The sequence below is a fragment of the Brevibacterium sp. FAM 27836 genome, assembly GCF_051351055.1.
Taxonomy (GTDB): Bacteria; Actinomycetota; Actinomycetes; order Actinomycetales; family Brevibacteriaceae; genus Brevibacterium.
The window spans coordinates 3876983-3893209 of the sequence record NZ_CP195711.1 but is presented as its reverse complement, the minus strand read 5'-3'; the positions used below and the strand labels follow the sequence as shown (position 1 = coordinate 3893209).

General features: G+C 66.0%; 21 protein-coding genes. 7 read left to right on the top strand and 14 right to left on the bottom strand.

The window, feature by feature from the left end; all coding sequences use genetic code 11:
• The first annotated feature begins 43 nt into the window (after positions 1 to 43).
• Positions 44 to 868 (top strand): PfkB family carbohydrate kinase, encoded by an 825-nt coding sequence (locus ACSE4D_RS17365; protein ID WP_135540939.1) that lies wholly within the window; start codon positions 44 to 46, stop codon positions 866 to 868.
• A gap of 160 nt (positions 869 to 1028) precedes the next feature.
• On the opposite strand, the gene ACSE4D_RS17360 is transcribed toward ACSE4D_RS17365, so the two are convergent.
• Positions 1029 to 1283, bottom strand: a complete 255-nt coding sequence (locus ACSE4D_RS17360) for a type B 50S ribosomal protein L31 (RefSeq protein WP_135540941.1) — start codon at positions 1281 to 1283, stop codon at positions 1029 to 1031.
• Between the two features lie 177 nt (positions 1284 to 1460).
• On the opposite strand from ACSE4D_RS17360, the gene ACSE4D_RS17355 reads away from it, so the two are divergent.
• On the top strand, positions 1461 to 2012 hold the full coding sequence (locus ACSE4D_RS17355; protein WP_135540943.1) for a YbaK/EbsC family protein: 552 nt from the start codon (positions 1461 to 1463) through the stop codon (positions 2010 to 2012).
• Between the two features lie 67 nt (positions 2013 to 2079).
• Here ACSE4D_RS17355 and ACSE4D_RS17350 read toward each other — a convergent pair whose 3' ends face one another.
• The 4 genes from ACSE4D_RS17350 to ACSE4D_RS17335 all read right to left on the bottom strand — a co-directional run bounded on the left by ACSE4D_RS17350 (position 2080) and on the right by ACSE4D_RS17335 (position 5426).
• Positions 2080 to 2850, bottom strand: a complete 771-nt coding sequence (locus ACSE4D_RS17350) for a phosphatase (RefSeq protein ID WP_135540945.1) — start codon at positions 2848 to 2850, stop codon at positions 2080 to 2082.
• 61 nt (positions 2851 to 2911) lie between these two features.
• On the bottom strand, positions 2912 to 3805 hold the full coding sequence (locus ACSE4D_RS17345) for a TrmH family RNA methyltransferase (protein ID WP_135540947.1): 894 nt from the start codon (positions 3803 to 3805) through the stop codon (positions 2912 to 2914).
• Positions 3802 to 4638, bottom strand: coding sequence for a sulfite exporter TauE/SafE family protein (locus ACSE4D_RS17340; protein WP_135540948.1), 837 nt, complete (start codon positions 4636 to 4638; stop codon positions 3802 to 3804). The genes ACSE4D_RS17345 and ACSE4D_RS17340 overlap by 4 nt, the downstream gene beginning before the upstream one ends.
• A 2-nt stretch (positions 4639 to 4640) precedes the next feature.
• Positions 4641 to 5426, bottom strand: coding sequence for an ABC transporter ATP-binding protein (locus ACSE4D_RS17335; RefSeq protein ID WP_135540950.1), 786 nt, complete (start codon positions 5424 to 5426; stop codon positions 4641 to 4643).
• A gap of 44 nt (positions 5427 to 5470) precedes the next feature.
• On the opposite strand from ACSE4D_RS17335, the gene ACSE4D_RS17330 reads away from it, so the two are divergent.
• Positions 5471 to 6205, top strand: a complete 735-nt coding sequence (locus ACSE4D_RS17330) for a hypothetical protein (RefSeq protein ID WP_135540952.1) — start codon at positions 5471 to 5473, stop codon at positions 6203 to 6205.
• A complete protein-coding gene (gene serB, locus ACSE4D_RS17325; RefSeq protein WP_135540954.1) occupies positions 6202 to 6879 on the top strand; it encodes a phosphoserine phosphatase SerB in 678 nt (225 codons plus the stop codon). Before ACSE4D_RS17330 ends, serB begins: the two co-directional genes overlap by 4 nt.
• A gap of 151 nt (positions 6880 to 7030) precedes the next feature.
• Here serB and ACSE4D_RS17320 read toward each other — a convergent pair whose 3' ends face one another.
• The 3 genes from ACSE4D_RS17320 to ACSE4D_RS17310 form a co-directional block, all read right to left on the bottom strand.
• Positions 7031 to 7537, bottom strand: coding sequence for a SixA phosphatase family protein (locus ACSE4D_RS17320; RefSeq protein ID WP_135540955.1), 507 nt, complete (start codon positions 7535 to 7537; stop codon positions 7031 to 7033).
• 10 nt (positions 7538 to 7547) lie between these two features.
• Complete coding sequence (gene fabI / locus ACSE4D_RS17315) at positions 7548 to 8306, bottom strand: enoyl-ACP reductase FabI (protein WP_135540957.1); 759 nt, start codon at positions 8304 to 8306, stop codon at positions 7548 to 7550.
• Between the two features lie 116 nt (positions 8307 to 8422).
• The gene (locus ACSE4D_RS17310) at positions 8423 to 9133 is read right to left on the bottom strand and encodes a beta-ketoacyl-ACP reductase (protein WP_135540959.1); all 711 of its coding nucleotides are present in this window, start codon (positions 9131 to 9133) and stop codon (positions 8423 to 8425) included.
• Positions 9134 to 9263: 130 nt separating this feature from the next.
• Here ACSE4D_RS17310 and ACSE4D_RS17305 point away from each other — a divergent pair, with 130 nt between their 5' ends.
• From ACSE4D_RS17305 to ACSE4D_RS17295, 3 genes are read left to right on the top strand one after another with little or no spacing between them, the layout of a single operon-like run.
• The gene (locus ACSE4D_RS17305; RefSeq protein ID WP_135540961.1) at positions 9264 to 9689 is read left to right on the top strand and encodes a DUF3099 domain-containing protein; all 426 of its coding nucleotides are present in this window, start codon (positions 9264 to 9266) and stop codon (positions 9687 to 9689) included.
• On the top strand, positions 9686 to 9898 hold the full coding sequence (locus tag ACSE4D_RS17300; RefSeq protein ID WP_135540963.1) for a hypothetical protein: 213 nt from the start codon (positions 9686 to 9688) through the stop codon (positions 9896 to 9898). Before ACSE4D_RS17305 ends, ACSE4D_RS17300 begins: the two co-directional genes overlap by 4 nt.
• Entirely contained in the window at positions 9895 to 10800 is a 906-nt protein-coding gene (locus tag ACSE4D_RS17295) for an SURF1 family cytochrome oxidase biogenesis protein (RefSeq protein WP_135540965.1), read from the top strand. Before ACSE4D_RS17300 ends, ACSE4D_RS17295 begins: the two co-directional genes overlap by 4 nt.
• A gap of 6 nt (positions 10801 to 10806) precedes the next feature.
• Here the strand turns inward: ACSE4D_RS17295 and ACSE4D_RS17290 are convergent, their stop codons facing one another.
• From ACSE4D_RS17290 to sufC, 6 genes are all read right to left on the bottom strand, one after another.
• The gene (locus ACSE4D_RS17290; RefSeq protein WP_436326326.1) at positions 10807 to 12405 is read right to left on the bottom strand and encodes an ABC-F family ATP-binding cassette domain-containing protein; all 1599 of its coding nucleotides are present in this window, start codon (positions 12403 to 12405) and stop codon (positions 10807 to 10809) included.
• Positions 12402 to 13139, bottom strand: a complete 738-nt coding sequence (locus ACSE4D_RS17285; RefSeq protein WP_135540969.1) for a ribonuclease H family protein — start codon at positions 13137 to 13139, stop codon at positions 12402 to 12404. Before ACSE4D_RS17285 ends, ACSE4D_RS17290 begins: the two co-directional genes overlap by 4 nt.
• 246 nt (positions 13140 to 13385) lie before the next feature.
• The gene (locus ACSE4D_RS17280; RefSeq protein ID WP_025778421.1) at positions 13386 to 13721 is read right to left on the bottom strand and encodes a metal-sulfur cluster assembly factor; all 336 of its coding nucleotides are present in this window, start codon (positions 13719 to 13721) and stop codon (positions 13386 to 13388) included.
• Positions 13714 to 14193: a Fe-S cluster assembly sulfur transfer protein SufU gene (sufU, locus tag ACSE4D_RS17275; protein ID WP_167854452.1), complete on the bottom strand. Its 480-nt coding sequence runs from the start codon at positions 14191 to 14193 to the stop codon at positions 13714 to 13716. The genes ACSE4D_RS17280 and sufU overlap by 8 nt, the downstream gene beginning before the upstream one ends.
• A 16-nt stretch (positions 14194 to 14209) precedes the next feature.
• The gene (locus ACSE4D_RS17270; protein ID WP_135540971.1) at positions 14210 to 15460 is read right to left on the bottom strand and encodes a SufS family cysteine desulfurase; all 1251 of its coding nucleotides are present in this window, start codon (positions 15458 to 15460) and stop codon (positions 14210 to 14212) included.
• Entirely contained in the window at positions 15460 to 16218 is a 759-nt protein-coding gene (sufC, locus tag ACSE4D_RS17265; RefSeq protein ID WP_135540973.1) for a Fe-S cluster assembly ATPase SufC, read from the bottom strand. Before sufC ends, ACSE4D_RS17270 begins: the two co-directional genes overlap by 1 nt.
• Between the last annotated feature and the right edge of the window lie 9 nt (positions 16219 to 16227).

The window sequence follows — 16227 nt, the reverse complement described above, 5'->3', positions numbered from 1 at the left end:
CCGCGTAGACTTCTTCGCGGACGCTTTACCTGAAAGGACCACTATGACCGCCAAAGTGCTCACCGTCGCAGGATCCGACGTCTCCGGAGGAGCCGGACTCGAAGCCGACTTGAAGATGTTCGACGAATACGGTGCTTTCGGCACTGCCGTCGTCACCTGCATCGTCACTTTCGACCCCAACGACGCATTCGGCCACGTCCTCGAATTCATCGAACCCGAGGTCGTCAACCGCCAGCTCGAGTCGACGCTGGCCGTGCACGAATTCACCGCCATCAAGTCCGGAATGCTCGGCTCCGTCGACTCGGCTCTGGTCCTCGCCGAAGAGCTGAAGACCAACGAGCTGCCCTACGTCTTCGACCCTGTGCTCGTATGCAAGGGCGCGGGCACCATGGTCGATCTGAAGGATCTCTTCGTCGAGAACCTCGTGCCCTTGGCCACCGTCGTCACCCCGAACCTCGAGGAGGCCGCTACCCTGGCCGACGTCGACCCCATCGATTCTGTCGAGGGCATGATCGAGGCCGCGAAGATCATCCACGGCCAGGGTGCGAAGAACGTCGTCGTCAAAGGCGGAGCCCGCCTCGCCGGTGACGATGCCGTCGATATCCTCTTCGACGGTGAGTCCGTGACGACTCTGCGTTCGCGCAAGGTCAACAACAAGCTCGTCAACGGGGCAGGCTGCTCCTTCGCCTCCTCGATCGCGGCGGGCATCGCCACCGGTCTCGACATCAAGGACGCGGTTGTCTCCGCCAAGGAGAAGGTTGCTCACGGAATCGCGAACTGCCTCGACAACGCCACCGGCGTCGCTTCGCTCTACCACCCGGCGGCTCGAGTGAGCCCTTCGCCCGAAGTCTCCGTCGTCGTCGACTGAGCACTGCTCAGCCGGGTTGTGTCCCCGCGGGGACGCAACCTGCCTCGTCCCCGCGGGGACTTCATCCCTGACCCAGATGGTCTGCAGACAGCGAACTGCCCCGCACACCATGATCGGTGTGCGGGGCAGTTCGTATGAAGCTGAGCGGAACCGCTCGGGATCAGCGCTTGCCGAAGCCCTTGTAGCGGTCCTTGAACTTCTCCACGCGGCCGGCGGAGTCGAGGATGCGCTGCTTGCCCGTGTAGAACGGGTGCGATGCGCTCGAGATCTCGACGTCGATCACGGGGTAGGTGCTGCCGTCTTCCCACTCGATGGTCTTATCGCTCGTGGCGGTGGAGCGGGTGAGGAACTTGGTGCCGGAGGCCAGATCGTTGAACACGATCGGCGCGTATTCCGGGTGGATGTCCTTCTTCATATTCTTACCTCTGCTGAATTCTTTCAGGCGCCTGATATGGGTCCGACCCATCTGCCAGTGCCCGAATTCGTCTGCTGGACACGCCTCGAACCGTAGGAACCGGACACGAAGCGACAGCCCAGTCTAACCGATGGGTGAGAACAAAGCGATTCGACACTCATCTCCTACACTGTGGCCATGACCACGAAGGAACGACTCTCCACTCAGTTCACCCTCCGACCCGCGGCCACCGCGCCCGAGCTCATGGCCGGATCCACCTCCGAGGCGCTGCCGGCGATCACCGGTGACGTCGAGGTCTTCGCCATCGACCCGCAGATCGCAGACACCGCGGCGCTGCTTGACGCCACCGATCTGCCGCCGGCCACCTCCGCGAACTGCGTCCTCGTGGCGGGTTCACGGTCCGGGGAGGAGCGCATCGCGGCGTGCATGGTGCTCGCGAACACCCGAGCCGATGTCAACAAACGGGTGAAGAAACTCCTCGACGTGCGCAAAGCCTCGTTCCTCCCCTTGGAACGGGCGGTCGCCGAATCCGGGATGGAGTACGGCGGAATCGGCCCGATCGGCCTGCCGGAGAGCTACCGGGTGCTCATCGATTCCCGCGTCGCCGAAGCCGAGGAGCTCATCATCGGCTCCGGAATCCGCGGCTCGAAGCTGCTCCTGTCCGGTTCTGCGCTCGCGTCGCTGCCCGGCGCCGAGGTGGTCGAGGGGCTGGCCAACGACATCGACTGAGCGTGTCGCTCGGTCAGACCATCACCCCCGGGCCGGTTCCGCCGGATGAGCATCGGCAGTCGCCGGGTCAGTTGAGGCCCGCGCGGTCGATGACGAAGTCGATGAGCGGGGCATAGAGGTTCGGCACGACATCGTCATCGAGCGGGATGGTCGCCTCGATCTGCCCCTGTGCCTCGGCGACGAAGAGAGCCGGATCATTGCAGTCGGCGTAGCCGATGGTGCGCAGTCCCCGGCTCGAGGCGGCACCGGCCCAACCGTGGTCGGCGACGACGAGGTCAGGGGCCCCGGCACCGCGGGCGGCGAAGTCATCGAGGAGCGCGTGCATGGGTTCGGCCAGATGCGTGTGGGGACTGCCGCCGTGCTGGTGCCAGGTCCACACATCGTTGATCTGGCGGACGTCTCCGCCGATCTCCGGGACCGGGATGAAATGGTCACAGACATCGATGAGGGCACCGGCGGATTTCGCCGCCGCGGCGATCGCCATGTGCACGGGCAGCAGTCCTGCCGGATGGCCGGTGGCGAAGAGGATCCGGCCGCCCTCCCGACTGACGTGGCCGACCGCCTCGGCGAGCTTCTCCGTTGCGTCGATGCACGCCTGCGTGGAGATCGTATCCACGCCTTCGACGAAGGCGGGGTCGGGACGCAGCCCGGCACGTTCGACCATGAGCGCGAACACCGACTCATAGTCCCAGTCGCGGGTGAGTTCGACACCGAAGTCGAACTGCCTTTCCTGGTCAAGGAAACGGCGGATATGGGAGAGGTTGTTCTCCCTGGGGGTCGCGACTTCCCCGGTGATGCGACCGGTTTCAAGGGCTTGGGCCAGTCTGCTGCGGTCCACTGAAGATCCTTTCGGGTTCGGGTGCTGATGGGTCGGCCGTCGGTTCCTCTGGTCGCAGAGCTCAGTCGCTCTGCAGAGCGAAGCAGGTCACCGCCGAGGCGGCCGCGACGTTGAGCGAATCGACTCCCCCGCTCATGGGGATCATCACGGTCGAATCGCAGGCGGCGATCGTCGATCTCTTCAGACCCTCACCCTCGGTGCCGAAGACGACGGCGGTGCGTTCTGGGGCGGATGCGGCGAAGTCGCGCAGACCCACCGAATTCTCGTCGAGCGCCAGTGCCGCAACGTGGAAGCCCAGGTCCTGCAACGATCCGATTCCGGCGGGCCAGCGCTCGATGCGTGTCCACGGCACCTGGAACACCGTGCCCATGGACACGCGGATCGACCGACGGTAGAGCGGGTCGGCGCAGCGTGGAGTCACGAGTACGGCGTCGACGCCGAAGGCCGCAGCGGATCGGAAGATCGCGCCGACGTTCGTGTGGTCGACGATGTCCTCGATGACGACGAGGCGCCGGGCCCCGGCGACCACGGAGGCGACCTCGGGCAATGCGGGTCGGCCCATGGCGGACAGAGCGCCTCGGTGGAGGTGGAAGCCGGTGAGCGACTCCACGGCGGCGTCGGTGCCGATGAAGATCGGCACATCATCGGCGGCGATGAGATCCGCGAGGTCGAACAGCCACTTCGGACTCGTGAGGTAGGACCGGGCCCTCATGCCGGCGGCATGGGCCCGGCGGATGATCTTCGAGGACTCGGCGATGAAGAGACCCTCGGCAGGTTCCCGCACGCTGCGCAGCGCCACATCGGTCAGCTGCGTGTAGTCGTGCATCTCGGTAAGACCGCCCGCGGCCAGATCCGCCTCGTCGAAGAAACGCAGACGTGCGGCGGCGATGCCCAGCTCGGCGGCCCGGTCGATGACCTGCTGCCGGGTGAGAGGAGCCTTGGCCGGGGTGTTCACAGGGTGAGGATCCTCCAGATCGCAACGAGGCCGAGGGCGACGATGACCGTGCGCAGCAGCACCGGGGAGAAGCGACGGCCGACCCGAGCTCCGAAGTACCCGCCGATGAGCGAGCCGACGGCGATGCAGATGACGGCGATCCAGTTGATGCGGTCGTGGCCGACGATGATGTACGTGCTCGCCGAGACCGTGTTGACGACGAGGACGAGGACGTTCTTCAGACCGTTGAGGCGCTGCAGATCGTCGGGCAGCAGCAGACCGAGGAGCGCGATGAGGATGATGCCCTGCGCAGCGGCGAAGTACCCGCCGTAGATCGCGGTAAGGAAGACGACGAGGAGCACGGCCAGATACCGACCGGTCGAGAGCTGGTCCCCCGCCGAGGCGGCTCTGTGCTCGATCCCGGCTGCCTCGGCGCGGCGCAGCGACCGGCTCTTCAGGTACCGGGACAGGTACGGCTGTCCGACGACCATGATGAGTGCGACCACGAGGAGGACGGGCACGATCGTCTCGAACGCGTCCTCGGGCAGGTGCAGAAGCAGATACGCCCCGGTCAGTGAACCCAGCAGCGAGGCGGGAACGAAGCCGAGGATGCGTCTCCACTGACCGCGCAGCTCCTCACGGTAGCCGAAGGAGGAGGCGATGTTGCCGGGGATGAGGCCGACGGCGTTGCTCATCGTCGACACGACGGGCGCGACGCCGAAGGCCACGAGCGCGGGAAACGTGATCAGGGTGCCGGATCCGACGACGGCGTTGATGCCGCCGGCCGCGACTCCGGCCAGGACGATCAGGGCGATCTGCCACGGTTCGAGGCTGAGACTCTGCCACAGCTCCATGCTCAGCGGGCGGAACGAGCGTGGTAGCGCTGACCGTCGCGGGTGAGCTTGACGTCGATGCCGAAGGTCGCGGCGAGGTTATCGGCAGTCAGGGTCTCCTCGATCGGACCTGAGGCCAGATCGGTGCCTTCGGAGAGCAGCAGCACGTGGGTGATCCCCTCCGGGATCTCCTCGACGTGGTGAGTGACCATGATCGTGGCCGGCGCCCACTTCGACGACAGGATCTCCGAGAGCGCACCGAGCAGCTCTTCACGTCCGCCGAAGTCGAGCCCGGAGGCCGGTTCGTCGAGCAGCAGCAGCTCGGGATCGGTCATGAGCGCGCGAGCGATCTGCACCCGCTTGCGTTCGCCTTCGGACAGGGTGCCGAAGGTGCGTTCGGCCAGATGGGTGATGCGGAAGGCCGCAAGCAGGTCGTGGGCGCGATCGATGTCGTCGCGTTCGTACTCTTCGACCCAGCGTCCGGTGACGCCGTAGGCAGCGGTGAGCACGGTGTCGAGGACCGCTTCGGAGCCGGGGATGCGGTTGGCCAGCGCGGTCGAGGCATAGCCGATGCGCGGGCGCAGTTCGAACACGTCGACACGCCCGAGCTGCTCCTCGAGGATGCCGACCGTGCCCGTCGTCGGGTGCATACGTCCGGCGGCGAGTTCGAGCAGGGTCGTTTTGCCCGCGCCGTTGGGTCCGAGCACAGCCCAGTGCTCGCCCTCGGCGACGGTCAGCGAGAAATCGTCGAGGAGGAAATTCGACCCCCGGCGCACGGACACGGAATCCAAAGTCAGGACATCACTCATATCCTCAGACTCTATCGCAGGCGAGCCGTCTATTCTGGTTCGACATGGACCTGACGACCGACTCCCTGCTGCTGACCCTGGCGATCAATCACCGCCTGCGCTCGACCCTGCCCCCTGACGAGGTCACCTCCGCGTTTCTCGACGATGATCGTGATGTTCCTCTCATCGTCTCCGACGAGGTGTTCGGGACCTCCGCTCCGACGGGCCTGCTGCTCTTCATCGCCGAGGCGGCCGCCGCCGGAATCACGCACGCGCGGCTGGCGCTGCACCACCCATCGCTGCCGCACACGACTCCCCCGGTCGACCGGGATGCGCGCACGCAGGTCGGCCGCCACAGTGCCCCCGTCGTCCTCCACCGAGGTGATGAACAGGCGGCCATCGCGCTCATCGGGGCCGAGGCGAACGTCGAGATCATCGCCTGTCGGCCCACTCCCTTCCGACCGGTGACCGTCGGCACGTCCGCGGAGGCGCTGCGACGGCTGCGACTGCTCGTGATCGAGGGTCTCAACCTCATCGAGACCCTCGACGTCCCCGAGGAGTGGCGGCAGGGCCCGTGGCGGGATTGGCAGGAGGAACTGTCGACGATGCATCCGATCTCCCGGCTCATCCCCACCGAGGCCGATTCCCGGGCGATCTACGCAGCCCTCGACATCCATCACCGCTTAGCCGCTGTGCTCGCTCCGGCCACGGTGGCTCCGCCGCAGTTCGGGGCGCTGCTGTCTCAGCTGCATCCCGCGGCCGCCGACTACATCATGGCTGTGGCTACGATGAAGGGATGAACGAGACCGCAGAGGCCGCAGCCGCCCATCTCCCCGTCCGACTGCTCGTCATGGACGTCGACTCGACGTTCATCAACGAGGAGGTCATCGACCTCATCGCCGCTCACGCCGGGGTCGGCGACCAGGTCGCCGCAATCACCGAACGGGCGATGGCCGGTGAACTCGATTTCGCCGCGTCCCTGGCCGAGCGGGTCGCACTGCTGGCCGGACTGCCGGAGACCGTGCTCGACGAGGTGCGGGAGCAGATCACCCTCACCGAGGGGGCCCGTCAGCTCGTCGCCGCGGTCCATGACGCGGGAGGCCGGGTCGCCCTCGTGTCCGGAGGCTTCACCGCGATCATCGCACCTGTGGCCGCCGAGCTCGGCATCACCGATGTCTTCGCCAACGGGCTGGAGGTCGTCGAGGGCCATCTCACCGGTCGCACCAGCGGTCGCGTCATCGATCCGAGCGCGAAGGCAGAGATCTTCGAGGATCTGCTCGCCGCTGGTGAGTACGACCGTGCCGAGAGTGTGGCGATCGGCGACGGCGCCAATGACATCGGGATGATCGAGGCCGCGGGCGTCGGGGTGGCGTTCTGCGCGAAGCCGGCCCTCGTCGCCGCCGCCGATGTCTCGGTGTCGACCAGGAACCTGCGCGAGGTGCTCACGATCGTCAGCAGCCGCGCACACGACTGAAAACCGCCGACCGTCAGCTTCGGCATCAGACCCGGCAGAGACGGCCCCGTCGCAGGTGGCCCCGACACAGACGACTGAGGCCCTCCGAACGAATCGGAGGGCCTCAGGGATGTCACGATCAGATCATGCCGGAAACGTTTGCCGGCACGGATCACACGCCGTGGAAGACTCGGATCTGCGGTGCCGGGCAGGTCCCCGGCTCGACGTCCCAGCTTTCGAGGTCGAAGACCGCGATCGAGGAGGGACGGAACGGATCCGGGACTCCGCCGGCCGGGTTGAGGTAGCCGATCACCTCGGCGACGGTGGGCTGGTGTCCGACGATATAGGCGCACTGCGCGTCGGCGGGGATCGAATTGATCGCATCGATCCAATCCGCGACCTCACCGGCGTAGAGGGACTCGTCCTCACGCAGGCTCAGCACGCCCGGGGCGTCGAGCGAACCGCCGTGGGCCCGATTGACGGCTTCGACGACGGCTTGACCGGTCTGCACGGTGCGTCTGGCCGCCGAGGCGATGGCGACATCGGGTGACCATCGTTCGGCGATCTCTGCGCCGGCCTCGACCGCTTGGGCCAGACCTTTGGAGTCCAAGGACCGTTCGAAGTCCGTGGCACCTTGCGCCTCCGCCTTCGCATGGCGGGCGAGGATGAGCACTGGCATGAGCGGTCTCTCAGGCTCCGGTGGAGTGGAAGCCGCCGTCGACGTGGACCATTTCGCCGGTGGTGGCGGGGAACCAGTCCGAGAGCAGGGCGACGATGGCCTTGCCGGCGGGGGTGGTGTCCGTCTGATCCCAGCCCAGCGGTGCACGGTCGCCCCACATGTCTTCGAGGGTTCCGAAGCCGGGGATCGACGTGGCAGCGGTGGTCTTGAGCGGTCCGGCCGAGACGAGGTTGACGCGCACACCGTCGTCTCCAACGTACTTCGCGAGGTACCGGGCGGTGGATTCGAAGGCGGCCTTGGCCACGCCCATCCAGTCGTAGACGGGCCAGGAGATGGTCGCGTCGAAGGTGAGACCGACGACACCGGCGCCCTTGTTGAGCACGGGCTTGGCGGCCACGGTGATCGCCTTGAGCGAGTAGGCGGAGACGTGGATGGCAGCGGAGACCGACTCCCACGGGGTGTCGAGGAACACGCCGCCGAGAGCGTCCTTCGGTGCGAAGGCGATGGCGTGGACGATGCCGTCGATGTTGCCGCCGAGGCGCTCGGGCAGAGCCGCGAGGTCGTCGTCATTGGTGGCGTCGAGTTCGATGACCTTCGGGGTCTCGGGCAGACGCTCGGCGATGACCTGGGTGATCTTCATCTGCCGACCGAAGCTCGAGAGGATGACCTCGGCTCCCTGCTCCTGTGCGATGCGGGCGGCGGCGAAGGCGATCGAGGCCTCGGTGAGCACGCCGGTGACGAGGATGCGCTTTCCGTCAAGAATTCCCATGGTGGTCCTTTCTCAGAAGGGGTGATTGCGTGTGGGTGATGCCGCGTGGAGCGGGGTCTCTGTGCTGAAGTCTACGGGCTGTGAAGCGGCACGGCCGCATCGGAGGGAGTCCGGGATCAGTGGCCCATGCCGAGGCCGCCGTCGACGGGGATGACGGCACCGGAGATGTAGGCGGCCTCGTCGGAGGACACCCAGCGGACGACCTTCGCGACTTCGGCCGGTTCGGCGAAGCGCTTGGCCGGAATGGTCGAGAGGTACTCGGTGCGCTGCTTCTCGCTGAGCTCGTCGGTCATGTCCGTGCGGATGAAGCCGGGGGCGACGACGTTGGCGGTGATTCCGCGGGAGCCGAGCTCACGGGTGATGGAGCGGGCGAGGCCGACGAGTCCGGCCTTCGACGCCGAGTAGTTGGCCTGGCCGGGCACGCCGTAGAGGCCCGAGACCGAGGAGATGAGGACGATGCGGCCGCGCTTCGCGCGGATCATGCCGGTGATGGCGCGTTTGACGGTGCGGAACGCACCGGTGAGGTTCGTGTCGAGGACGGATTCGAATTCCTCGTCGTTCATCCGCATGAGCAGGTTGTCCGCGGTGATGCCGGCGTTGGCGACGACGACCTCGACGGGTCCGAGCTTGTCTTCGATCTCGGCGAACGCCCGGTCGATGGACTCGGTGTCGGTGACATCGGCGGACACGGCCAGGGCGCCTTCGGGGGCCTGTCCGTTCCGGGAGGTGACGGCCACATTGTCACCCTGAGCGATGAACTCCTCGGCGATGGTGCGGCCGATGCCGCGGTTGCCGCCGGTGACGAGGACTGTGCGTGGTTCTGACACGTTTGACTCCTGTTGATCGACTGTCTTCTTCAAACCTATCGTGGACAAACCTATCCTGTCCCCCGGCCCGTGGATACGTCTCTCACAAAGGACGAGTATCATCTTTAGCAGTCATCGATCGAAGAAGGATATGGTCAGGCACTCGCAGCAGATCACAACGGCAGATACCGCCCTTGATGACGATATGAGGTCTCGGATCATCAAGTATTCGATCACCATGGGCATCAGGACGGTCTGCTTCGTGGCCGCCTATTTCGCTTTCGTCGCCGACCTCCACGTCCTCATGTGGATCTGCGTGGCCGGTGCCGTGATTCTGCCCTATCCTGCCGTGATCTTCGCCAATGCCGGTCGCGAACGCACGAGTGACGACGCCTCGGCGCTGCTCGACCAGGCTCCGTTGGCGGAACTGCCTCCCGCGCGGGGAGAGACGATCAGCGAAGACGGCACGAACTCGGACTCCGAGGACACGGTGCCCGGTGAGACGGTCGATGACGCACACGAGACCATTCCGGGTGAGACCGTCGATGAGGGCAAGGACGAGGGTGAGCAGGCATGAGCGAGGAATTGCAGTGTTCGGCCAAGGGCTGCCGGGCGTCGGCGACGCGGGCGATCCTGTGGAACAATCCGCGTCTGCACGCTCCGGAGCGGAAGAAGACCTGGCTGGCCTGTGCCGACCATCTTGAGTACCTGCGCGACTTCCTCACCCTGCGCGACTTCTATCTCAGTGACGTATCCATCGACGACATTCCGGAGGACGCCGGTTGAGCCGCTATTCCTTCCTCTTCACCGCACGCTGGCTCAAATACATCGCCATGGCGATCATCGTCATCATCGCCTGCGTCTTCCTCGCCCTGTGGCAGAAGGACCGCCGCGACCAGCGGGAACAGGAGATCGCCACGATCACCGCGAACCACTCCGCCGACCCGGTGGCCCTCGAATCGGTGCTGCCGACCCCGGGGTCGACATTGGCGACCACCGAGGAGTGGACGCAGGTGGAGATGCGCGGGACGTTCTCCGACGACGGCACCGTCCTCGCCCGCAACCGCACCGTCGAGGACACTCCCGGCTTCTACGTCGTGACCCCGTTCGAACTCGATGATGGCACCAGGATCGCCGTGGTCAGGGGCTTCACCTCCGAGAAGGACTCCGTACCGGCGGCTCCACGCGGTGAGCAGACCGTCGTCGCGCACCTGCGGCCGGCACAGGACGGGGCCGATGACGACAACCCGCAGGGCATGATCAAAGCCATCGACCCGGCTCGCATCCCCGGAATGGACGACGCCTACTCCCATGTCTACGGCGAAGCCTCATCCGTCGGCACCGGCGGAGACGTGGAAGACGGGCTGACCCCGCTGCCGATGCCCGAACTCGATCCGGGCAACCACCTGTCCTATATGCTCCAGTGGTTCGCTTTCGGAATCATGATCATCATCGCTGTCGCGATCTCCGCTCGCAGGGAACGCAGAGCCGCCGCCGAGGCGGACGAACGTCGCGGTGACAGCAGCAGTGAATTCGTCGTCATCGACAAGGCCGCCCTCGACGCGGGGGCGAAGGTCAGCCAGCCGGGAAGCCGGTACGGACGCAACCGCTTCGCCTCCCCCGGAGTCCACGGTCAGGCAGAGGCCGAAGAGGACGCGATGTTCGAACAGCGGTTCCGTTCGGAGTGAACCGCCTCAGGCCAAGGTGACGAGGTCGAGGTAGGACTCGTTCCACAGGTCCTCGTCCCCGTCGGGCAGCAGAAGCACCCGGTCGGGATCGAGCGCGGAAACCGCTCCCTCATCGTGGGTCACGAGCACGATCGCGCCTTCGTAGCGGCGGATCGCCGAGAGGATCTCCTCCCTTGAAGCCGGATCGAGGTTGTTCGTCGGCTCATCGAGCAGCAGCACGTTCGCACTCGAGACGACGAGCGTGGCCAGAGCCAGACGCGTCTTCTCACCGCCGGAGAGCACACCGGCGGGCTTGTGGACATCGTCGCCGCTGAACAGGAACGACCCGAGCACATTGCGCACCGCGGTGTCATCGAGGTGCGGGGAGTTGCGCGCCATGTTCTCCAGCACGGTCCGGTCGAGATCGAGGGTCTCGTGCTCCTGCGCGTAGTAGCCGAGCTTGAGTCCGTGACCGGGCACGACCTCCCCCGAATCCGGCTCGTCGAGGCCGGCGAGCAGCCGCAGCAGAGTCGTCTTGCCGGCACCGTTGTAGCCGAGGACGACGACGCGGGTGCCCTTGTCGATGGCGAGGTCGACGCCGGTGAACACCTCGGTCGAACCGTAGATGCGCGACAGTCCTTCGGCGGTGAGCGGGACACGTCCGCAGTCGGCCGGAGCCGGGAAGCGCAGGTTCGCGACCTTCTCCGTGGCGCGTTCGTCCTCGAGCCCGGAGAGCAGACGTTCGGCGCGTTTGGCCATCTGCTGGGCGGCCACGGTCTTCGTCGCCTTGGCCATCATCTTGTTCGCCTGAGCGTTGAGCGCTGCTGCCTTCTTCTCCGCGTTCGCCCGCTCGCGCCGGCGGCGACGCTCATCGTCCTCACGCTGCTTGAGGTAGAGCCGGTAGCCCATCGCATAGATGTCGATGGTCTGCCGGGTCGCGTCGAGGAAGAACACCTTGTTGACGACTTCGTCGATGAGATCGAGATCGTGGCTGATGATGACGAGCCCACCGGAATAGGCCTTGAGGTGATCGCGCAGCCACAGCACGGACTCGGCGTCGAGGTGGTTCGTCGGTTCGTCGAGGATCATCGTGTCCGGAGCGGAGAACAGGATCCGGGCGAGTTCGACACGACGTCGCTGTCCGCCCGAGAGCGTACCGATCTCCTGGTTGATCAGCGTCTCGTCGAGACCGAGGTTCGCTGCGATTGCGAAGGCCTCGGATTCGGCGGCGTATCCGCCGGCGGCCATGAACTCGGCTTCGATGCGCGGATAGCGGTCGATGGCCTTCGTCGCCACCTTCTCATCGGGCGACGCCATCTGGCGTTCGGCCTTGCGCAGTCGCTTCACGAGAACGTCGAGCTCACGGGCCGAGAGGATGCGCTCCATCCCGGTGGCCGTGAGGTCACCGCTGCGCGGGTCCTGAGGCAGGTAGCCGACGGTGCCGGAGACCGACACGGACCCGGCGGAGGCCGGGTGTCTGCCCATGATCACCTTGGTCAGGGTCGTCTTGCCGGCGCCGTTGCGGCCGACGAGACCCACACGGTCTCCCTTGTCCACGCGGAACGAGACTTCGGACATGAGGGTGCGGGCGCCGACGGCGACTTCGAGGCCGGAGGCCTGAATCATTCTGTCTCCAAACTGCGGCCGATGAGTTCGGCCAGAAATTCCTGGGGGTGGATGTCGCGGGCCTGCGCCCGGGCGACGAGTTCGTCTGCAACGGAGGCGGGCACTCGGCAGGACACAACGGTCGTGGGCTCCTGTGACCCAGCGCCGGGTGCCGCTTCGGAGACCGGCGCCGAGGCGGATGCCGACCCCGAATCTGACCCCGGATCTGCCGCCGGTTCCGTCGTGAGCGCCGAATCTGTTGCGGGGGCCGTGCTTGACGACGGCGTCCCCGCGGGGACGTAACCGGGCCCCTCGGGGACCTTCGTGCCCTTCTGATAGGCCGTGGCCGCCGCCCTGGCACGGTCGTCGGCCGCCTCGTTCATCGCGTGGTTGTTGTGTCCCTTGACCCATTCGAATTCGACGTCGCGGCCCTTGAGCGCAGAGTCGAGGAGTTCGAGCAGGTCCCGGTTGAGGACCTCTTTGCCGTCGGCTTTCTTCCAGCCCTTGCGCTTCCAGCCCGGCATCCATTTGGTCAGGGCGTTGATGACGTACTGCGAGTCGCAGAAGATTTTGAGATCTTCGCCTGCCGCGGCGGTCGAGTTCAGCAGGTCAAGCACGGCCATGAGCTCACCGCGGTTGTTCGTCGCGTTCTTCCACCCGCCGGCATGCCAGGAGGTGTCGTCGATGTACCAGGCCCAGCCGGCAGGTCCGGGGTTGCCGAGTGCCGAGCCGTCGGCGGCAGCGATGATCGTCAAAGGTTCTCCTTGGAAAGTCAGGTTCCATTCTTTCACGCCGCGCCCGACCTCGACGTGCGCGGGTCGGTGATCTCCATGACCACGCCGGCGCCCGCGGTTCGGCAATCGGTGCGCTCACCGCCGGATCGGTTCGATCACACAGATCGCCGAGGTGGGGTTGCCCCTTTCGGGTGGCCCCACCTCGGCGATGTGATCGTCGGCGTCCCCGCGGGGACGCGTCCTTCGTCGACTCCGTCGACGGCGGCTTCAGATGTTGAAGCCGAGAGCGCGCATCTGTTCGCGACCGTCTTCGGTGATCTTCTCCGGACCCCATGGCGGCATCCAGACCCAGTTGATCCGGTAGGCCGGCACGATGCCCTCGAGCGACTGTGCGGTCTGATCCTCGATGACGTCGGTCAGCGGGCAGGCCGCCGAGGTCAGAGTCATCTCGATCACGGCGGTGCCGTCGTCTTCGACCGAGAGTCCGTAGACGAGGCCGAGGTCGACGATGTTGACACCGAGCTCGGGATCGACGACATCCATCATCGCTTCGCGCACTTCGTCGACGCTGGCATTCTGCGGAGCGTCTATGACTTCAGGCATGGTGATTCTCCTCACGAGCTGCTTGTGCTTGGTTGAGTGCGTCCTTGAACGCCATCCAGGCCAGGAGAGCGCATTTGATCCTGGCCGGGAACTTGGACACCCCCGTGAACGCCGCGGCGTCGCCGAGGATGGTCTCATCCGCTTCCATTGTCCCACGAGAATGCATGAGTTCGTGGAACGCCGATTCGATCTGCAGCATCTGATCGACCGAGGCGTCTGCGGCCAGTTCGGACAGCACCGAGGCCGATGCCATCGAGATCGAACAGCCGTCCCCGCTCCACCGCACGGCAATGCGACCGTCGTCGAGAAGCTCGATCTCGAGTTCGATCTCATCGCCGCAGGTCGGATTCACCTGGTGCGAACAGCCGTGGCGGCCGGTCGCCTCGTCGCGGAGCAGAGCGGTGTTGCCGGTCCGCGCCCGCGACTGGTCGAGGATGACCTGCTGGTAGAGCTGCTGCATCTGTGTGCTCATCGCGTCACTCCCCTTCTCACGCGACCCCGAAGAAGGGACGCACCTCGGCCAGAGCGGTCAGGAACCGCCGGCAGTCCTCGGCTGTGTTGTACAGGTAGGTGCTCGCCCGCGTCGAGGCGGTGACCCCGAACCGGCGGTGCAGCGGTTGCGCGCAGTGGTGTCCCACACGCACGGCCACACCTTGGGAGTCGAGGTACTGTCCGACGTCATGGGCGTGGACGCCGTCGACGTCGAATGCCACGGTCCCGATCCGTTCTGCGGCATCGCCGAGCACCCGGATTCCGGGGATCTCGGCGATTCCGTCAAGGAGGAGCCGGCCGAGTTCGCGCTCGTGGTCGAAGACGTCCTGCAGCCCCACCTCGGCAAGATAGCCGACGGCGGTGGCGAAGGCCGCAACCTCGGCCACCGGCTGGGTGCCGGCCTCGAAGCGCTGCGGGGCGGGCATGAACTCCGAATCCTCCATGGCCACCGTGGTGATCATCGAACCGCCGGTGAGCACCGGCGGCAGCGCGTCGAGCAGTTCGGACTTCCCCCACAGCACACCGAGCCCCGTGGGACCGAGAGCCTTATGAGCGGAGAAAGCCGCGAAGTCGACGTCGAGGACGGTGAAGTCCACGGGCATGTGCGGCACGGACTGGCAGGCGTCGAGCACAACATAGGCACCGACGGCGCGGGCCCGAGCCACGAGCATCTCGACCGGGTTGATCGTGCCGAGGACGTTGGAGACATGCGTGAACGCCAGCACCTTCGTCGTCTCGTCGACGATCGACTCGAGCTCGGAGAGGTCGAGCTCACCGGAGTCGGTCACCGGCAGCCACCGCAGCTGCGCCCCGGTCGATGCCGCCAGCTGCTGCCACGGCACGAGGTTCGCGTGGTGCTCCATCTCGGTGATGACGATCGAATCCTCGGGGCCGAGGGCGAATCGCTGCGCGGCCTCTCCCCCAAAGCCGCGGCTGGCCCGGTCGATGCCCATGGCCACGATGTTGAGCGCTTCGGTGGCGTTCTTCGTCCAGCACACCTGTTCCGGTGTGCCGCCGACGAGGCCGGCGACGGCGATGCGTCCGTTCTCGAAGGCGTCCGTGGCCTCGACGGCCAGAGAGTGTGCGCCCCGGTGGACCGCGGCGTTGCGCTGTGCGTAGTACTCGACGAAGGTGTCGATGACGCATTGCGGCTTCTGCGAGGTCGCCCCCGAGTCGAGATACGACAGCGGCGACTCCCCGACCCTCACATCGAGGATCGGGAAGTCGCCCCTCAGACGTGAGAACATCAGACGCCGGCGGTGAAGAAGCGGTCGTAGCCTTCGTTTTCGAGGCGTTCGGCCAGTTCCGGCCCGCCTTCCTCGGCCACCTTGCCCTCGATGATCACGTGGACGTGATCGGGCGTGATGTAGTTGAGGATGCGGGTGTAGTGGGTGATGAGCAGAACGCCGACATCGGTGACGCCCTTGACGCGGTTGACGCCTTCGGACACGATGCGCAGCGCGTCGACGTCGAGGCCGGAGTCGGTCTCGTCGAGGACGGCGAACTTCGGCTTGAGCATCTCCATCTGGAGGATCTCGTGACGCTTCTTCTCGCCGCCGGAGAAGCCTTCGTTGACATTGCGCGAGGCGAATGCGGGATCCACGCGCAGGTTCTCCATGGCCTGCTTGAGGTCCTTCGTCCAGTTGCGCAGCTTCGGCGCTTCACCGTCGATGGCGGTCTTGGCCGAGCGGAGGAAGTTCGTCACGGTCACACCGGGAACCTCGACGGGGTACTGCATGGCCAGGAACAGACCGGCCTTGGCACGCTCGTCCACGGCCATGTCGAGCACGTCTTCACCGTCGAGGGTGACCGAACCGGAGGTCACTTCGTACTTTGGGTGGCCGGCCAGAGCGTAGGCCAGCGTCGACTTCCCGGAGCCGTTGGGGCCCATGATGGCGTGGGTCTCGTTCGAGTTGATGACGAGGTTGATGCCATTGAGGATGGGCTTGAGCCCGGTCTCGGTGTTGACACCGACGTGGAGGTCTTCGATCTTGAGAGTGGACATAATGATCCT

Bases quoted from the DNA above. Each gene is read 5' to 3' on its own strand.
- ACSE4D_RS17300 (WP_135540963.1), top strand. From the start codon at position 9,686: ATGAGCGAGGAATTGCAGTGTTCGGCCAAGGGCTGCCGGGCGTCGGCG.
- ACSE4D_RS17270 (WP_135540971.1), bottom strand. From the start codon at position 15,460: ATGTTCTCACGTCTGAGGGGCGACTTCCCGATCCTCGATGTGAGGGTC.
- fabI (WP_135540957.1), bottom strand. From the start codon at position 8,306: ATGGGAATTCTTGACGGAAAGCGCATCCTCGTCACCGGCGTGCTCACC.
- ACSE4D_RS17305 (WP_135540961.1), top strand. From the start codon at position 9,264: ATGGTCAGGCACTCGCAGCAGATCACAACGGCAGATACCGCCCTTGAT.
- ACSE4D_RS17335 (WP_135540950.1), bottom strand. From the start codon at position 5,426: ATGAGTGATGTCCTGACTTTGGATTCCGTGTCCGTGCGCCGGGGGTCG.
- ACSE4D_RS17280 (WP_025778421.1), bottom strand. From the start codon at position 13,721: ATGCCTGAAGTCATAGACGCTCCGCAGAATGCCAGCGTCGACGAAGTG.
- ACSE4D_RS17360 (WP_135540941.1), bottom strand. From the start codon at position 1,283: ATGAAGAAGGACATCCACCCGGAATACGCGCCGATCGTGTTCAACGAT.
- serB (WP_135540954.1), top strand. From the start codon at position 6,202: ATGAACGAGACCGCAGAGGCCGCAGCCGCCCATCTCCCCGTCCGACTG.
- sufC (WP_135540973.1), bottom strand. From the start codon at position 16,218: ATGTCCACTCTCAAGATCGAAGACCTCCACGTCGGTGTCAACACCGAG.
- sufU (WP_167854452.1), bottom strand. From the start codon at position 14,193: ATGAGCACACAGATGCAGCAGCTCTACCAGCAGGTCATCCTCGACCAG.
- ACSE4D_RS17365 (WP_135540939.1), top strand. From the start codon at position 44: ATGACCGCCAAAGTGCTCACCGTCGCAGGATCCGACGTCTCCGGAGGA.
- ACSE4D_RS17330 (WP_135540952.1), top strand. From the start codon at position 5,471: ATGGACCTGACGACCGACTCCCTGCTGCTGACCCTGGCGATCAATCAC.
- ACSE4D_RS17320 (WP_135540955.1), bottom strand. From the start codon at position 7,537: ATGCCAGTGCTCATCCTCGCCCGCCATGCGAAGGCGGAGGCGCAAGGT.
- ACSE4D_RS17340 (WP_135540948.1), bottom strand. From the start codon at position 4,638: ATGGAGCTGTGGCAGAGTCTCAGCCTCGAACCGTGGCAGATCGCCCTG.
- ACSE4D_RS17290 (WP_436326326.1), bottom strand. From the start codon at position 12,405: ATGATTCAGGCCTCCGGCCTCGAAGTCGCCGTCGGCGCCCGCACCCTC.
- ACSE4D_RS17355 (WP_135540943.1), top strand. From the start codon at position 1,461: ATGACCACGAAGGAACGACTCTCCACTCAGTTCACCCTCCGACCCGCG.